The 16,981-nt window shown below is 36.6% G+C and carries 14 protein-coding genes, 3 pseudogenes and 1 riboswitch; of the genes and pseudogenes, 1 reads left to right on the top strand and 16 read right to left on the bottom strand.

Annotation, left to right across the window (positions count from 1 at the left end; all coding sequences use genetic code 11):
* Positions 1 to 26 precede the first annotated feature (26 nt).
* From BTA31_RS20430 to BTA31_RS23600, 7 genes are all read right to left on the bottom strand, one after another.
* Positions 27 to 1,523, bottom strand: coding sequence for an MFS transporter (locus BTA31_RS20430; protein WP_076793746.1), 1,497 nt, complete (start codon positions 1,521 to 1,523; stop codon positions 27 to 29).
* 919 nt (positions 1,524 to 2,442) lie between these two features.
* On the bottom strand, positions 2,443 to 2,970 hold the full coding sequence (locus tag BTA31_RS20425; RefSeq protein WP_076793743.1) for an IbrB-like domain-containing protein: 528 nt from the start codon (positions 2,968 to 2,970) through the stop codon (positions 2,443 to 2,445).
* Positions 2,952 to 4,265, bottom strand: coding sequence for a DUF3440 domain-containing protein (locus tag BTA31_RS20420; RefSeq protein WP_076793741.1), 1,314 nt, complete (start codon positions 4,263 to 4,265; stop codon positions 2,952 to 2,954). Before BTA31_RS20420 ends, BTA31_RS20425 begins: the two co-directional genes overlap by 19 nt.
* Before the next feature lie 922 nt (positions 4,266 to 5,187).
* Complete coding sequence (locus BTA31_RS20415; protein ID WP_158039138.1) at positions 5,188 to 5,520, bottom strand: N-acetylmuramoyl-L-alanine amidase family protein; 333 nt, start codon at positions 5,518 to 5,520, stop codon at positions 5,188 to 5,190.
* Between the two features lie 184 nt (positions 5,521 to 5,704).
* Entirely contained in the window at positions 5,705 to 6,544 is an 840-nt protein-coding gene (locus BTA31_RS20410; protein WP_076793735.1) for a class A sortase, read from the bottom strand.
* The gene (locus BTA31_RS23455) at positions 6,537 to 7,385 is read right to left on the bottom strand and encodes a DUF3324 domain-containing protein (RefSeq protein ID WP_275667516.1); all 849 of its coding nucleotides are present in this window, start codon (positions 7,383 to 7,385) and stop codon (positions 6,537 to 6,539) included. Before BTA31_RS23455 ends, BTA31_RS20410 begins: the two co-directional genes overlap by 8 nt.
* Before the next feature lie 31 nt (positions 7,386 to 7,416).
* Positions 7,417 to 7,623 carry a WxL protein peptidoglycan domain-containing protein gene (locus BTA31_RS23600; RefSeq protein WP_275667513.1) on the bottom strand — a complete coding sequence of 69 codons (207 nt, stop codon included), beginning with the start codon at positions 7,621 to 7,623 and terminating at the stop codon, positions 7,417 to 7,419.
* Positions 7,624 to 8,572: 949 nt separating this feature from the next.
* On the opposite strand from BTA31_RS23600, the pseudogene BTA31_RS20400 reads away from it, so the two are divergent.
* A pseudogene (locus tag BTA31_RS20400) lies at positions 8,573 to 8,878 on the top strand (sigma-70 family RNA polymerase sigma factor); the annotation flags it as partial.
* A gap of 322 nt (positions 8,879 to 9,200) precedes the next feature.
* On the opposite strand, the gene BTA31_RS20395 reads toward BTA31_RS20400, so the two are convergent.
* From BTA31_RS20395 to BTA31_RS20355, 9 genes and pseudogenes are all read right to left on the bottom strand, one after another.
* The gene (locus BTA31_RS20395) at positions 9,201 to 10,490 is read right to left on the bottom strand and encodes a homocysteine synthase (RefSeq protein ID WP_076793732.1); all 1,290 of its coding nucleotides are present in this window, start codon (positions 10,488 to 10,490) and stop codon (positions 9,201 to 9,203) included.
* Between the two features lie 203 nt (positions 10,491 to 10,693).
* On the bottom strand, positions 10,694 to 11,218 hold the full coding sequence (locus BTA31_RS20390; RefSeq protein ID WP_076793729.1) for an OsmC family protein: 525 nt from the start codon (positions 11,216 to 11,218) through the stop codon (positions 10,694 to 10,696).
* A gap of 96 nt (positions 11,219 to 11,314) precedes the next feature.
* Positions 11,315 to 11,887 (bottom strand): TetR/AcrR family transcriptional regulator, encoded by a 573-nt coding sequence (locus BTA31_RS20385; RefSeq protein WP_043928354.1) that lies wholly within the window; start codon positions 11,885 to 11,887, stop codon positions 11,315 to 11,317.
* 358 nt (positions 11,888 to 12,245) lie between these two features.
* On the bottom strand, positions 12,246 to 13,058 hold the full coding sequence (locus BTA31_RS20380; RefSeq protein ID WP_083698353.1) for an ATP-binding cassette domain-containing protein: 813 nt from the start codon (positions 13,056 to 13,058) through the stop codon (positions 12,246 to 12,248).
* Positions 13,059 to 13,072: 14 nt separating this feature from the next.
* Entirely contained in the window at positions 13,073 to 13,846 is a 774-nt protein-coding gene (locus BTA31_RS20375; RefSeq protein ID WP_076793726.1) for an ABC transporter permease subunit, read from the bottom strand.
* A gap of 29 nt (positions 13,847 to 13,875) precedes the next feature.
* The gene (locus tag BTA31_RS20370) at positions 13,876 to 14,850 is read right to left on the bottom strand and encodes an aliphatic sulfonate ABC transporter substrate-binding protein (protein ID WP_076793723.1); all 975 of its coding nucleotides are present in this window, start codon (positions 14,848 to 14,850) and stop codon (positions 13,876 to 13,878) included.
* Positions 14,851 to 14,872: 22 nt separating this feature from the next.
* Positions 14,873 to 15,688, bottom strand: a complete 816-nt coding sequence (locus tag BTA31_RS20365) for a VOC family protein (RefSeq protein WP_076793721.1) — start codon at positions 15,686 to 15,688, stop codon at positions 14,873 to 14,875.
* A 7-nt stretch (positions 15,689 to 15,695) separates the two neighbouring features.
* A pseudogene (locus tag BTA31_RS23445) lies at positions 15,696 to 15,897 on the bottom strand (M20/M25/M40 family metallo-hydrolase); the annotation flags it as partial.
* A gap of 478 nt (positions 15,898 to 16,375) precedes the next feature.
* Positions 16,376 to 16,551, bottom strand: a pseudogene (locus BTA31_RS20355) (chitosanase); the annotation flags it as partial.
* A gap of 290 nt (positions 16,552 to 16,841) precedes the next feature.
* A riboswitch (SAM riboswitch) is annotated at positions 16,842 to 16,945 on the top strand.
* Positions 16,946 to 16,981: the final 36 nt, after the last annotated feature.

Raw genomic sequence — 16,981 nt, 5'->3', positions numbered from 1 at the left:
GATTGTTTTGCGAAGCCCATTCTGTTTTACGTTTTTTGAGAAATATCGCTAAAAATTGCTACATAATACATGACTTCACCGGCATCATTTTCAACGGCGCTGATTGTCAACCATTCGAGATATTCTTCTCCATTTTTACGCTTATTCCAAATCTCGCCCTGCCAATACCCGTTTTCCTTGAGTTTCTTCCACATCTCTTCATAAAAATCTCGATCATGTCTTCCAGACCTTAAAAGCCGCGGAGTTTGGCCGACAGCTTCTTCTTCTTGATATCCGGTTACAGCACTAAATGCAGGATTTACTTTTTGAATAATGCCGTTAGTGTTAGTGACCATTACCCCTTGACCAGTATTTTCAACAATGTTGTCCGCAAGTCTAAGCCTGTCAGAATAAAACATCCAAACAACTATAATTAAGCCTGCCAAAGCAAACTCGGATAACGCCATAAAACCAATTGCATAATTCCCTGTCATCTGATTGACCGCTGTTAAAATTAGAGGTGGAAAAAATCCCCCAAGTCCTCCCATGGCTGAAACAATTCCATTAACAATGCCACCTTGTTTTGAAAAATAGAGAGGTACCAGTTTAAACGCAGTTCCATTTCCAATTCCCGAACAAACCGCCACTGTTAAAACTCCTACGGTATACAATGTAATCGTTGGAGAAAAAGAGAGTAATACACCTGAGAAAGTTAATCCCGAAAATACGATCATAAGAACTTTAAATGGATTGAACTTATCCCCCAGCCACCCTCCAAGGGGGCGAAATAGCGTACAAATCGTGATAAATCCTGCTGTACGCAACCCTGCATCAACTTCGCTTAGTTTAAATTGAGTAACCAAAAAATTAGGAAGGTATACGGTAAATGCCACAAATGAGCCAAACGTTATAAAGTAAAAAAGGCTGAGAAACCACAGTTTCTCATCACGGTAAACGCTAAGAATTTGCTCCTTTAAAGCTGTTTTCACTTTTGGCTCATGTCTATCTCCCAATAAGAAATTTAGAACAGCCAATATGAGCAGAGGAATCAGAAAAATCCTGACAGTCGCTTCCCACCCCATTTGATTTGCAAGAAAAGGAGCACCAAATGAAGTCAGCGCTGTTCCGATATTTCCAGCTCCGTACACCCCATTGACAAATCCATGCCGGTCTTTTGGATAATACTTTGGCAAAGAAGTAACTCCCACCGAAAATATTGCTCCGCCGACTCCTAAAAATAGCCCAGCGATGACTAAGTCATTAAATGTATCAGCAAGGCTTAAATAATAGACGGGAATTATCAAAAATAAAAGGCTTATGAGAAAAACACGCCTTGCTCCATACCGATTCGTCCAGTAACCAATCGGCACCCTAAGAACAGATCCTAATATTACTGGAATTGCGGTTACCCATGATAATTGCGTTGACGAAAGTGCTATATCCTGTTTGATATATGTCATTAATGATGAAATAATGACCCACACCATAAACCCCACAATTAAGCTGAATGTTTGAAGGGGCAGTTGAATTTTTGTTAACTTCATTTCTCAGGACCTTCCTTAATATTTCACGTTATTTCCATACTTCCCAAATGAGTTCTATTTATGCATTTTCCAAGGGATCATTTAAATCTAAGATTTGTACCCAACATAGTGTTTTTTTATAACACGTACTTTTCAATACATTTTATATAGATTTTATAAAGAGGATGGTCCTAGATTATTTAAATGAATTTACCGTAAACAAGATTTTTCTCATAAATTGCCCAAATCAGAAAACAAGGACGGAATTAATACCATACAACTGAATATAGAACTTGAAACATAGAAGTCAATGTGGCAAAATTGGCTGTTATTTAAAGAAGAAAATGGAGTTAAGATTATAAAGAAGCTTGGATTTAGAAGCTTAGGGAGAGCGAGTGGAGTTTTAACTCGTTACAATTTTAAATGAAGAAAAGTAGAACTCTAGGCTCTTTTGGACACTATAAATTCCTCTTAGGATTTAAGGGTTCAAACATTTACAAATTCTATACACTTGCTACAGCGGAGTTATTGGTTCGAGCTTTCCCAAAATAGCAATTTTGCTTTCAATATTCCGCCAAAAGGTCAAGCTAAAATGTATACCTCATGGGATTTGTTATCTTGAATTTTTTTTGTAACCACCTTAACTCCTTAAAATTTTATCACTTTAAATTGATAAAAAGGAATAACGTCTAGGAGGCAATGAAATTTCGCTTCGATGTCCTGAAAGCGGAAATCAAAGATGTCATCGACACCATCCAGCTCAACTAAGGTACTGATAATGCAATACCTACTATCACCAACTAGAATCCTGTTAATTATCATTAGATTTTAAGTTGAAACCTCGTATGTTAATTGAATTCCCCCTTGCATGTACGGCTGAAAACATTTTGTCAACGGTCTGGCTTAAACCTCTCGTGATTTTAGTCACGAGAGGTTTAATTCATATAATATCATCACTTTCCCACGCTTCTGAAAATTCATCTTCCGCAAACAAAGATGCGATGCCGCTGATCTGTTTTAATCGCAAAAGTTCGTCTTGGTCCATCCCGATATTTTCCATGATCCACGAATCACTAAGCCCCGCTTCTGTCAGTTTTCGAACAATATCTACCATAATATCAATCGAGTGCGTACCACGTGCTCGATTGTGCCGGATCGTACTTGCCATCCGATCGGATAAAGGCTTGTCAATGACAGAAACAGGTAAGCAATAATCCTCACGTTGTGCGATTTCTTCACATCGCTTCATCACCATATAACGGTGGAAACCGTCCACGATTTCATAGTGATCTTCTTCTTTCAAGTAATAACAAACAATCGGCATCGTATAGCCATCTTCTAAAATAGATCGCTCCAATAGTTTCATTTCTGGTGGGGCAACGGAATTCGGATTGTAGGAATTTGCTTGAATCTTCCTAATCGGTACTCGTAAGATTTTGTATACTGGGCTTATAAAAGGTTTCCCCATTGTATCATGGCCTCCTTTTGCTTTTGCAACTCATCTTTCGTTTGTCCAAAGCCCATGTAATGACAAGAAGTGTCATTTTTCAAAATAGAAATACACATGCGCTTATATGAAGGAACCAATCGAAAAGCTTTTATATGCACTTCATCGGGGTATACTTTGAAACGAATGACATGATACTCCTTCTTATATTTTCTCTTGTTTTTTGGTTTACCGAGGTTTTCAAAAACAAGGTCCGTTTTCTCTAATTCTTTAACAACCGAGACAGGCAATGCGCCGCCTGCTTCTACCCAATAGCGAATGGAAGCTTGAAATTTGCGCAGATATATGTCTCGTGTATTTTTAGGCAGGGACTTTAAGAGAAAATTGGTGTAGGTTTTCCATGTATGTCCTGGCGGCAGAGAAACCGCTTTATAACCAACGGCTTTTGTTCCACCGTAGATCGCCGCAAAATTAGCGCCGTTCACTCGCTCCACAAGACGGCTCCAAGCGGTCGGTTCAATGGCACGATACAACTTCAACGCATTCACCCCGCAAACATGAAAGGGATTTGCTACCCGCATATCGTTCAACGAAACACCTGCCTGATAATAAAGATCGTACAGGTGATTGTAATCAAAGCCGAATTTTCCATTAGCTATCCATACATCTTCTACTTTCCAATCATAAATCGGGTAGAAGTTAAAGAGGTTCATTGCAATCCGCTTACTATATTTCAACTTTCCGTACATGGTAAAGGTGTCATTTCTTGTCACGGCATGATAACGATTCAGACTTTCTTGTGCACGTATGCCAACCAGGACAGCTGTACGTTTTTTGCTCTTCTCTTTATGGATCCACTTTCCAAATTTAGTTTGAAAAGAATAGTCCGACATACCTATCTCAAAAAAATCGAACGGATGGTTGTCAAAGTTGATCACATTCTCCGGCATCTCTCGAAACCAAATCTCTTTTTCCTCCGGGTTCCAAGGCATCCATGTAGATTGATACATGGAAACGCCGCAAGATGCAGAAATTGGCATACAAAGATGGTAATAATGAAATTCCGGGTATTTGCCCATACAGCGTTCAACATATTCAATCGTTTGTTGATAGTTCCCTTCGTAGTCAATATGGTAGACGGACACTTGGACATCGGGATGGTGTTGTTCGTAATAAACATGCACCAATTCTAGCAATAAACCAGAATCTTTTCCGCCAGAAAAAGGCACCACAACATGGTCGAATCGTTGAAAGATATAGTCCAAACGCTCCATCGTAGCCTCATACACATTTTTTTCGAGATGAATTTTTCCCATATTAAGCTCCTATGTAGAGTTTATATTCTTCGTTGATTCATTCAGCTTCATAGATATCAAAGAATGGCTCTTTAGATTCGTATGCTTGACCAAGTAAAGGAAAATACTTTCAAATCTAGTTGATTACCAAGCTTTTAAGGTCTCTCATGAGTGTCTACGTTCTTTATCTGACACGTTATATGTCAAAACTTTATATACAGTATCAATAGCCATTCATTTTGATATCATGAAGGCTCTTTTACTCAATAAAAGATTTACTATTTTTCAGCTTCTATGAATGACAGGTAGTGCTCAATTCTATCTGAAAAAATTCGTTCAAGTCCAAAATCGAAATCGTCAGTATTGGATTAGCATCTTCCTTTTCCTCGGTATAAGCTCTTGACATTAACAACAGGTTAAAGGTTTAGGTACCGTTCTTGTGTTACTAATTTTTCGTAGGCACAACCCACTAGCCCTATTCATATCTTTCATAATTATACCACACCAATGTAAATAACCGAGAACGATTGAGAAAGCAGTAACCATCTATAGACTGAACATGAAAACACACAAAGACAGACGCTTTGTCGTGAGCCTATCTTTTTATTACACAATTCTTAAGAGCAGTCCTGATTATTTTTTTACTTATTTATTACATCTATGTTGATCGAACGACTTTTGAATTCTGCTTCTAGTTGTATTATAAAATAATGGTCAACATCTAGTAATTCCTTCGCTATTCAATAGGCATTATTAATTTGCTTGTCAGAAAGTCTCTTCATATGATCGCTTTGTGATGCTCCCCTCTTATTGAATAAAAAACACATGAAATCCTGCATAGTTCTGTGGGAATATAGGGATCATATTAAGAAACTAAAGTACTCTGATAATCCTTGAGCAAGCCCCACTGGCTGTCCTTATTTAATAAGCCTATGACTTATAATCAATTCGGATTTGAGATATATCCAAGTTCCCCTAATACCGCAATTATGGGATTCTCCCTTAAGACATAAAAATTACCGAAGCAAATACCATTACTTTGGAGACCCGTGTTGCTAGCCATGTTATTCAAAATATTTGCAGCTAATGGTTTGTCAGCGCCTCCTGCGTAATAATAGGTTTCAGCTATCCCCGTTCGGTTCTTTGCATAACCCTCATTCTCAATTTCCGAACATACTAGGATTAAAAAATTGTTGTCAATTAAAAAGCACCCCACAGGATGCTTTTTATGAATTTTCTTATCATAACCCCCAGTGCTTTTTATAGTTGGATTCAATATCAATGACTCTCTAACGAAGGAACATCGGTAGATGTTATGTTGCAAAAGTTTGACAACAATTATGATTTCATCATTAGCTTTTAGGTGCACCTAGTACAATTCCCAATGAAAATTACCTCTAGTTACTTTCACCATAGATATTTTCCTGTATTTCGAAATAATAAGCATCAATAATTCTACATTAACTCTTTCTTTGATTTTTATAAAAATACATTCCACTAACAAGTAGACATATCAGACAAATTAATAACACTAACCAAAAAACTAAGGAATCGTTATGAGCTGTCACTCTCTCTTCTTCTTGTACATTATACATATTTACATATTGATTATCAGCAGAGAAAGAACTAGTATCCACCAATTCTCCTCTAATAACAACTCTTTTGTCTGTCTTGATTCCAGAAACATTACAAGTAAATAGTGTAATAGTCGGAATGGTTGTTTCTTGCAGTATACTTAAATCTGTCTCTTTTACAATTTTCTTATCGACTACTTGATACGTATATATGTTTGTTTTATCTGTTATTTGAATAAGTGTTTCTTCTTCAACTTTTAGTAGCGGACCAAATAACAATGTATCATCTCTAATATGATGACCTGCTAAAATGTAATTCCCTTCTCCCATTTTCTGACCTATATTAACGGTAGTGGCTCCAACAAGAAGGTTTTGGGTGCTTGTCCCATTCAATATTGGAAATAGGATATTTACATCGCTTATTGAGATTACACCGAGGACATCTTTACGGTTAAGCTTAGAAATATTAGATAAAATTGTTTTGAGATTTGGTGTCTGTATTGCTGGATCCCATGAGAATTCCTCTGCATTTTCTTGATTGTAATTTATTTCTTCTGCTGTAGTATTATTCATGATATTATTCATGATATTATTTATAGAAAATTTAATTATAGCTTCTTTAACCCATGGAGATAACAGAAGAAATGTTCCAATTAATAACAAACAACTCAAGAGAATATTGAAAAGGTAATCTTTCAGTTTCTCTTTTAAAGAATTACTATTCATGAGATTTTACCTTTTCAATAGATTCTAAAGCATGGCTCTCCTCCTGTTCCTCCTCTTTTCTTCTCTTTCTACGCCGAAATACGAACCATAAAAGAATCGCTAACAACAATATGGTAATTCCCGCAAAGATATAAAGCCATGTATATTTATTTTGAATCGTAACATCTTCAACATTTAATTCTTTAGCTATTTCATCATCTATAGTAAAATCCTTAGTCCATCGCCAAGTTTTCCCCATAGATTTTACTGTCATCTCTAAAGTATACTCTCCACCCTTAAGTGCTTTACTATCTAAACGGATTGGATAATCCATATTTGAATTTGGTGCCATTTGCAATGATTCACTTGTTGCTTCATAAAGAACTTCTGATTTACCTTTCTCTGTAATTTTTGCTTCAACAGACATTTGATTCATATACATTGGCATTATGTTTTGAATATTTGCTTTAATTACATTTCTCTTATTAATGTGATCTGCAAAAACATCATTTAATATTAACTCTGGTGTTACTTCGTTTTTATCATTTTGTAAAACAATTCTTACTACATAAGCAAATTTGTTTTCAATAGATACCCCTGAACCATCGCTGGATTCAGTACCATTTTCACTTGACTCATCTTCTCTTTCTTGTAGTGTAATTCCGCCTGCTAATACTCCGTCAAATTCTTTTTCCGGCATATTAACTTCAAGCTTCAATGTATATGTGTCATTTGATGGAACTGTTACTTTGTCTTCCGTCTTAACAATATCTTTCATGTTGTACAGCAGGGTTGAATCCGCCTCAACATCTCTTGGACCATATTCGACAACACCATTATAATTTGTAGTGGCAGTAGCGATTTGAGGTTCTATTATAACATCTTTAGCTGTATTACCTTAAAACAATTTCAAGAGTTTGCTTTTTTGATGGTTCCATCAGTAAATCGAAATACGTTAGTTTTTTATTAATCTGATTTTCAGGAATAACTGTCTCAACAGAAAAGTTTAATTCTGATGCCCAAGTCTTTATCGAACCTAATGAAACTGCTATAGCGAGTATAAGCATTGTTGTAAAAGTAAATGAGATTTTTTTTAACATTTTCACCATCCCTTATATTAAGTAATACATCGTACTATATGAAATAATACGATGTATTACTTTTTAAATTTTTTTCATAGGTAGGAAGGTAGTATCTTTTTAGATGGACTTTAACTGATACGCCTGCCAATGAATAATTTTAAGAATAGAGTAGATTGATAGTATTTCTACTAAAAAAGATACTACCTTCCCACACTAAAGTTCGGCATTGTTATTTCTTAGGCAGTTGGATTGGCGTGAGCCGGTATTGTACCAGGCTCACGCCTTTTAATTTTGCCTTGAATGCAAAATTAAAAGGTGTGTGTAAGAATCGGCGCGTAGAAGCACCGCTTAGCCTTACTGTTTCCTGATGGCGTCTATGACGTACCTGACCAATCATTTTTCTGATCCGAGCAAAAAAGTCGAGCTGGATCAGGTTGCAACACATAAATATTAGGAATAAAAACAAGGATTCCCCGAACCATTTTTCCCCTTCATAAAAGCGGTCAAACAATGCAATGCATGTGTTATAAAGATTTAAGCTTGATATTTAAAGAGACTTCAACGCTTCGAAAGATGCCGTCCCACGAGTTTATCACAGCTGTATTGTATCCTTAGACTGATGGTCACGGCCCTTTTGGCGACTTCCTCTCGAGCTTGGTTGGAATAGTCATTGAGTAAAATCTGGCTTTTCCCGTAGCTGTTCGTTCATGAACGGTAACTAATTCAAAAGTTGAGGCTTTATTAGCACCCTTGACAAGTTATTACACTTAAAATAGATTCTTCAAAACATACGATCTGAAGAAGAAAAACCTGATGTTAAAGTCAATTCTTCATAAAGCTATTTTCCCAAAGTAAAGCATCAAACTTTGAGGAACTCAAACTGATGAAATTACTCTAAACTCCCTGAACAAAACAGTCAAACTCTTTATCGCTTTAACGAAACAAAAACGGATAACCTCTGGGAGTCAACGAAATCAGCCTCATCGACGTCCTCAAATCAGAAAACGAAGACGTCATCGACACCATCCAGCTCAACATGGAGCTTGAAAAAGTGAAAAAATACATCGACATCTTAGACGGCAGAGAAAAAGAAGTCATCGTCGGCCGCTTCGGTCTTGATTTGAAGAAAGAAAAAACGCAGCGCGAAATCGCGAAAGAGCTCGGGATTTCGCGGAGTTATGTGTCGCGGATTGAGAAGCGCGCGCTAATGAAGATGTTTCATGAGTTTTACCGGGCGGAGAAGGAGAAGCGGAAGAAGGCGAAGGGGAAATGATGTCATAGAAGCCGGTCTAAAACTCCGGCTTCTTTTCATTCCATTAGGCCCCCTCAACATAGGTGAATCCATATCATTGGTTATGAAAGCTTATTCTCATTACACTCGTATATTCACTTTGTACCATTTCTAAACGTTTATGTGAATTATGGTTAGTTAAAAAATGGAGAGCCAAAAATGTGGTTCAAGACTTGAAATTGGCGGCATGTCTGCTAATGTAACCATGAATACAAAAAAGAATAGCCTTTCGACTATCCTTTATATATCTCTAATGATAGAATGACGTTTTTTAAATTTACTTTGCGATGAGCTGCAGGTAATGTTATTGCTGACTGACTTGGAGAGCGTTGTCTAAATCGTAAAGAATATCATCAATCGTTTCAATACCAATAGAAAGACGAATCATATCCGGTGTAACACCGGCTTTTACCTGACTTTCTTCATCCAGCTGTTGATGGGTCGTGCTGGCAGGATGAATCACCAGTGATTTCGCATCGCCAACATTCGCCAAATGACTGAAAATCTTCACGCTGTTAATAAATTTCTTCCCTTCTTCCACACCGCCTTTAATACCAAATGTGAAAATGGATCCTGCTCCTTTTGGCAAATACTTTTGAGCAAGTTCGTGATAAGGGTTTGATGCAAGGCCTGGATAATTAACCCATGAGACATGGGGATGTTTTTCTAAAAATTGTGCAACCTTAAGGCCATTTTCTACATGGCGCTCCATCCGTAGAGGAAGAGTTTCTAATCCCTGAAGAAACATAAATGTATTGAATGGCGAAGCGGAAGCTCCAATGTCTCTAAGCAACGTAACGCGTGCTTTTGTAATATAAGCTAGCGATCCCAGTGCATCTGTATAAACTAGCCCATGATAACTTAGATCTGGTTCTGACAAACCTGAAAATTTTCCGTTAGCCCAATTAAATTTTCCAGAATCTACAATAACACCGCCGATAGAGGTTCCATGGCCGCCAATAAATTTGGTAGCTGAATGAACCACAATATCTGCGCCATACTCAATTGGCCTGCATAAATACGGGGAGGCAAATGTATTATCAACGATAAGCGGAACATTATTTGCATGTGCAATATCGGCAATTGCTTGAATATCCGCAATATTAATTCGAGGATTTCCAATCGTTTCTATAAACACAGCCTTTGTTTTATCATTCATTTTTTCTTGAAATTGAGCTGGATCGTCTACATCAACCAAGTGAAATTTGATTCCAAGCTTTGTCAAAGTATGAGCAAATAAAGCATAGGTCCCCCCATACAGGCTGCTGGAAGCGATAATTTCATCTCCTGCTTCTGCTATGTTCAAAATAGAATATGTAATAGCTGACTGTCCCGATGAAGTTGCTAATGCCCCTACGCCGCCTTCCATTAGGGCAACACGTTGCTCAAAAACATCATGAGTAGGATTCATGATACGTGTATAAATATTTCCGGGTTCTTTTAAAGAAAACAAATCTGCAGCATGATCTGTGTCGTTAAAAATATATGAGCTTGTTTGATAAATAGGGACTGCTCTAGAATTTGTAGTAGGGTCAGGTACTTGTCCTCCATGAAGAGCGATTGTTTCAAACCCTAATGAATGCTTTTTCTCCATCATCATCCCCTCGTTTCACTCGTCTTTATATTTTGAATATTACGTAATAATATCACAGAGTTTACTTCTCTACTACCCATTTTGTTTGTGATTTTTTGTATAAACTATCGTTCTGATTCATAATTTCCCCCTCTAACTTTTTTATTTCACACCTAACTGTACCTACTATTCGGTACAGTAACTATTGAAAAATACTCTTATAATTATTCTTTCTTCTTATTGTGACTTAAAGATGCATGAACATGAACATTTCTTTGGATTGTATTTTTTACAGGTGAAAGTTTCATGGCCTGTGCAACAAGTTCTTCAATCTGATGTTCATCCGCATCACTATCGATATTAAAATGTGCATTGATTTCATCAAAACCAGGATTTCCTTCTTTTAATCCTAAAAAGACATTCAAATCTAGTTGTCCTGAAACCTCTACTTCTAACGAGTTTATCTTGATTCCTATTCCACTAGCATTTGCAATAAACCCCACTGACAAGCAAGAACCTAGTGCGCTTAATAAATATTCCACTGGGTTCGCTCCCTTATTGGAACCTGCTATCCATTTTGGCTCATCAACATGAATAGGAGCATGATCACCTACTTTTGCCTCAACATGGAATCCATTATCCCATTTTACAGAAGATGACCAACTTCCAGTACCTTCAGCCGGATTCTTTTTGTATTGCTCCACTAAACCTTCAATAATACTCATATCAACACCATTTAATTTTGCCATTGTTTATCTCTCCTTCAGTACGGAATTATACCTACCAGTCGGTACAAAAAGAACTTAACATAAGAAAAAGAATGTTGCAAGAAAAAAAACAGTTGACTATTCTAGATTAAATTGTTTTCGGATTACTTCTATAATGTCACTTAAAAAGTTGACGTTTTGTTGGTTTTTCATTAACAAAATTCCTCCTTCAATCATAGCTACAATTGCTTGAGCATCTTTTTTAGTATCAAAGGAATCTAACAGGCCTTGTTCAACCATTTCATTTAATGTAGTCTCTATAGCCCCTATCCAACATTCAAATAAATGTTGAATTTTCACACGAAACGTTTCATCATGCTCACTCATTTCAATGGCTAAGTTTCCAATAGGACAACCTGATTTATTCTTCACTTCAGTATGAAAAGTAAGGGTTCTGTCCAGCATCATATTTAACTTATTTACTGGAGTATTATCGGACTGAAGAATATTTGATATTAACTCTGTTTGATATTCATGGACTATAGATTCCACTACTGCTAATCCTAAATCATATTTAGATGAGAAGTAATGATAAAATTGGCCTTTTCCAATTTCTGCAGCCATAAGAATATCTTTTATAGAGGTTGCTTGAAATCCCTTAGAATAAATAATCTCTCTTGCAGCTGATATTATTTCTTGCTTTTTAGACAAATTTCTCACACCTTAATCGCAAAGTTTAGTTTATATATTATATGATTCCATTAGGTTTTTGCCAAGTATTTTAGGAATGGTTCGCATTTCCATCATTATCTAATTACTAGGAAATCAATAAATCCACTGTCGTTTCATCTTCAACAGTAAAAAAGGCAAGCATGCAGGCTTGCCTTTTTGAAGTCGTTTATAGATCAGATCATTAAATATCAAGTTTACGGCCAAGCCACTTTACGACTTCAGGATCGTTATGTGAAAATTTAACCTGGTGCAGTTTTAAAATTAAGTTTGATTGAACATTCCGTTTTGCAAATTTCATTAAAACTCAATTTTCGTACGGCGAAGGTTGAGTAACCTATTAAAATTGATACAGTTTTCTACTTTCAATATCGTTTGGCGGAGTTTCTCCGTTCATAATTCGAGTAAGCACTTTTTCTTCTAACAAAGCCAGGTTATGAGAAGAGAAATGGCGTGGTCTCGGTGCATCTACTTTTATATCCATTGCAATTTGCCTGTCTTCTATTAGGACAATTCTATCGGCTAACCGAATTGCTTCTCTAACATCATGCGTAACTAGTAATGCAGTGAATCCAATTCTTCCCCAAATACTTTCGACTAAATTTTGCATTTCTAATTTAGTAAAAGCATCGAGCGCACTAAGCGGTTCATCAAGCATAAGTAGGGATGGTTTGTGAATTAGTGCTCGAGCAAGGGCTACACGTTGTTTTTGACCGCCAGATAAATTGGATGGCCATTGATTTTTTAAGGACAATAGGCCTACTGCATCTAAAACTCGTTCTGCTTTTTCTGACCAGTTCCCTTTTAAGCCTAGTCCTACATTTTCAATTACCTTTTTCCAAGGTAACAGTCTAGAATCTTGATACATCATTGTTATATTGGCTGTCGATTGACTAGATGGAACTTTATCAAACAGCAGCTCCCCATTCGTTAATGTTTCTAATCCGGCTACCAGTCTTAAAAGTGTACTTTTACCACTACCGCTTTTTCCGATGATAGCTATAAACTCACCTTTTTCAATTGTTAGTTGTATGTCTTTTAAAACTTCTTTGTTACCGAAAGATTTACTTACATTCTTAATATCAATTTGAATGGCATGATTATGGAGAGACTGTTTATTTTTTTTCAAATCTTTTTCTAGTAAATCGCTCAATCTTTACACCTCTCTTATCGTTGTTTGTTATAGTTTGCATTCCATTTTAAAGCTTTCTTTTCACCAATTTGAGCAATAATATCAGCTGCCTTACCGAGTAAGGCGTATATTACGATACTTAAGATAATAATATCGGTTTGCATAAATTCTCGAGCATTTGTTGCCAAATATCCTATGCCCTCTTCTGTTGGGATTGTTTCTGCAACAATTAAAGTTAACCACATGACACCAAGGGCATATCTTAAGCCTACAAAGATCGAAGGAAGTGCTCCCGGGAAAAGAATATGTTTAAATAAATTCCAACCTTTTAGATTATACATTTTCCCCATTTCGATGAAGCTCGGATCAACAGTTCGAATGCCATGATAAGTGTTAATATATACGGGAAATAAAACCCCTAATATAACAAGAAAAATTTTTGCGCTTTCATCAATACCTAACCACACAATCACAAGAGGTAATAAAGCCAAGTGAGGAATATTTCTTATCATTTGTATTGTTGTATCTGTTAAACGAAACGATAGATTGGAAAGTCCATTTAATATTCCAAGAATAAAACCAATTAATCCCCCAATTAACATACCAATCGCAGCACGTGAGAGACTGGCCAGCACATGTTGGAACAATTCACCGGAAACGGTTAAATTCCATCCGCTCATTAACACTGTTACTGGAGAAGGAAACAATGATGCCGAGACAAGCTCTAGTGAAGAGACTAACTCCCAAATGATCAATAGTATAATTGGAATAATCCAAGGTATGAACTTGTTTAACCAAGTTTGTGTCATTTGCTTCATTCCTTTTTAGCAATTTTTAATTATTGAATAGGCATATCTTTGGATACATCAAGTTTTTTAGGAATTAACCCAATTTCAAAATACTTGTCAGCTTGCTTTTGTTGAGCATCTATTATTTCTTGTGTAATTGGAGTTGCTCCATAAGTACGACGTTCAACCGCTTTGGCAATAATCTTCTCATTAATGCCTAATGCTTTGGATAACAATGTTGTAACTTCATCCTTATTTTCATTTGCCCATTGATCAGATTTATCTATCGCATCTATTATCGTTTTAACAAGATCCGGGTGATTTTTTGAGAAATCGGGGGTAGCATAATAGAATGTACGGTTTGGATAGCCATAATCCTTATTCTCTGTAAATGTAATGGTGTCAAGTTCTGTTTCTATACCAGCAAAGAAAGGATCATAGGAAGCAAGAGCATCTACTTCTTTTGTTTCAAAAAGAGAACGGCCTTGTGCAGCATCTTCTGGAAATACCCATTGAACATCATCAGCTGATAAACCAACTGATTCAAGTGCAAGAACTGTTAAGTAATGATGGTTTCCCCCTTTTAAAACGCCTATTTTCTTTCCCTTTAATTGTTCAATGGATGTAATCCCTGAGTCTTTCAAAACCATTAAACCAACACCTTCAGGATTTGGAGCATCTGCCCCAGCATAAACAAGAGGTTTACCAGATGCTTGAGCAAAAATCCCTGATCCATCAGCAGCGTGACCAAAATCAATAGACTTAGAATAGATTCCTTCTAATAATGTGCCCCCGTGTGTGAATAGTTTCCATTCTACTTTGTAACCGTCTTTCTCTAACGCTTCTTCTAAAAATCCACTTTCCTTTAGGATATTTAATGTATTTCCTTTTTGATAACCAATTTTTATGACTTTTGTGTCTTTACTATCTGAACTTGTTTTTGATGATCCGCAACCCGTGAATATAAGTAATGCTGACATTAATAGAACAAATCCCAGGACTAATTTTGTTTTTTTTATAATCATTGATATGCATTCCCCTTTTTACTTATTTTTTTGAAAATCTATATATAGAACCCATTACTTGAAAATCTCCTTCATGATCTGAATCTGTAAATTCAACTAAAAATGGCTTTTCTCCTCGATTTTTTAAAGTTTGTGAAACTATCCCGTCTCCAATTGGACTGTAAAATACTATATCCCCACCGTCTAGTTTTAATCGTTGACCGTTGGCGTTTAACGATTCATCAACAAATGGTTCTTCAGTTTTTAAGTTTAAATAGTTGGACCACTTTTCAATTGCACCCTTGAAATCTGGGACTGCAAATGCAACTGATGATAACGAAATGTTCCCTTTTGGATGCTCAGCGATAACAGATCGATTTATTAAATTTTGTTTACGCTCATCATCTTTTTCGCCCCATTCTATAAAAAATGGTAATTCAAGCTTTTCACCGGGTTTCCCAACATGTAGCAGCTCCCAACTAACAAGGCTGCCATCAGGTCTTCTTCTACTGAATGGGGAAGGACCATATACTTCTAAGCCTAAACTTCGAAAACGCTCTGCCTCGGCCTCTAAATCAGTTGATCCAAGAGCTATTCTTGATAAACCTTCCACAAAATTTTCATTTTGAAATGTCTTCCTTAAGCTGTATTTAATATCAGCAGCTGACTCTACTAATTGTGAATCATACACACCAATCAATTCTATGTAGCTTAAATCGAAATAACTAAGGGAGTTAAACGTGCCAAGGTATTCATGTTTGCCTCCTTCTACTGCGTATAGCCCCAATTTGTTGTATTCTTCAATCGCTTTTAATGGACTATTTACAAAATGTACGAGATGATCAAATCGAAATCCCATAATCATTCTCCTCTCCGTCATCGCTCAATACTTTTGCTACTCCTAGTAAGCTTGATGTATTATGACCATTACGGCCACAAGCGTGCATTACCCCTTCGATTGTTGATTTATAGGACACTTTTTTCATCTTGAATCGGCAATGCATCAAAACCTGCTCGAAATGCGATAGTTTTCCCTGGCTTGACACTTTCAATGATGCCAATTACACCATTTCTTCATAACAATTTTGAAGTTCTTTTATAGAAATCAATTTCCAACTCTTCCACCAACCTATCTTTTATAACCATATTTAATAAACAAAAAAGGATGCAGAAATGAATGAATTAATCAATCATTTCTGCATCCTTTGGTTGACCAATCAGATGTCCCTTAATTTAGAACTTTCACAATGTTTATTAATAATTGATATTAAACCAACTAAACCCATTAATCAAGTAGGTTTAATGATTTTTTAATTTTATAGGGGAAGCACCAACGATGCTATTTTACGCCAAGAATAAATGGCTGCAGTAAAAAACACTTGCTTGCTCAGATCGGTTCATGTACCTTAACCACCGCCAAAAGGGGGTTATTTTTAACAGGTCAGGCCATACGGGACAGCAGTGTATTCTGGATGCAAGAGCCAAAGGGTGCAGCCGATTTCGTTCCCCTCGCTGCCTACTTGATGGCGAAATCACCGTATTCTTTTTATTGAACATGTATCGGTCCGTTTAGATTGTAGTTGTTCGACTTGAGATAGAGCGAAACACATCCACACGGGCAACCGATTCTCTCCACACATCTCGGGTGTCGGGATCCGCCGGATTCATCAGGTCATCATAGCGTACGTCCAAGAATTTATTTAGCCATTTCTTCTCATCTAGATTGTGCTATATGCCTTATCGCTCCATCCCACGTTATATTTTTCTCCCATCGTTTTGATGATTTCCGTCTGATCAGAAAATACTCATTTGCATCATTATCCCAAATGGTAAATTTTGTATAACTTATATGTTAACATACAGGAAAATCCGGTCAAGTCATTTTTTCAAATTTTCTATCAAGTACAATTATTACTGTTGAATTGTTTAGCTACAGCAGTTTCTGAGGGTAGTCTAAGTTAAAAAATAGGATTGACACCCAGAACTTTTCGGTCTATCCTTACAACTAATATTTCTTATCAAGATTGGTGGAGGGAATGGCCCTGCGAAGCCAAAGCAACAGGCTGCAAGCCGCAGTACTGTGCTAATTCCAGGTGTTTGTCACCGAAGATAAGAAGAGCGGAAGCTAAAAAAAGGCCCTCTTCTATTCGGA

Origin of the sequence: Bacillus haynesii (assembly GCF_001969855.1) — a bacterium.
In the GTDB taxonomy this organism is placed as follows: domain Bacteria; phylum Bacillota; class Bacilli; order Bacillales; family Bacillaceae; genus Bacillus; species Bacillus haynesii.
The sequence above is the reverse complement of the archived record's forward strand: the minus strand, read 5'-3'. Positions and strand labels throughout refer to the sequence as shown.